Source organism: Ruegeria sp. BH8 (genome assembly GCF_056538065.1).
Genome location: NZ_JBQFSP010000059.1, coordinates 1 through 763, shown reverse-complemented (window position 1 = coordinate 763; position 763 = coordinate 1). Strand labels below are relative to the sequence as shown.

Here is a 763-nt window from a genome sequence, read left to right as displayed (position 1 = left end):
GGTATTGTCACGTTAACGTCCGGTCGACGAGGGAATGCTGATGGTCGGGATTCAAGCGGCTCGAGTGGCAGCATTCCAGGCGTTAGTTGCCTCGAGGCGGTGACAACGGATTGTTAGTGCGGAGCGACGACGTGCCGGGACGCGGAAGCAATTTCTAACGGCTGATGGGTGGTTACGAACCGCTGCAAACCTCCTGGAGATCGGTATCCTGGCATCGTCCGTTCTCGCTTTCGGAATGGGAGGGGGCTGTTTTCCGCGCAGTTGTTCAAGCCCTTGTGCGACCAACGATCCAAGCCCGGCGCGATTTCCCGTTTGGCGGTGCCATAGGACCGCAACTTGTTCGTGATGATCCGCTTGGGAATGAAACCAAGGTGCTTGATCAGGCCGCGCAACAGCCGTTTTGCCGCCCGTTTGTCCCGCCTGGATTGGAGTACTTCGTCCGACACGACGCCATGCTGATCGACCGCGCGCCAAAGCCGATACTTGCGACCTGAAATGTCCACGACAATTTCATCCAGATGCCAGACATCATCTGGGCGGCCATGTCTCTGCCATAGATTTGGAGCAACCACCGGCCCGAATTTGATGACCCAGCGCCGAACAGTTTCGTAAGAAGCATCGCGCACGCGCTGCAGCAGCATCTCTTCAACTTCCCGCAGGCTCAGATTGAAGCGAACGTACAGCCACACTGCATGCGCGATGAGCTGAGGCGGAAACCGGGGGCGCTTGTAGCTGATTGACGATGTCTTCATCAATGTCACCT

Annotated in this window: 1 pseudogene; it reads right to left on the bottom strand. The window is 57.3% G+C overall.

The features are described from left to right. Positions 1 to 51: 51 nt before the first annotated feature. A pseudogene (locus tag ACR0AD_RS21145) lies at positions 52 to 752 on the bottom strand (IS6 family transposase). Positions 753 to 763 lie beyond the last annotated feature (11 nt).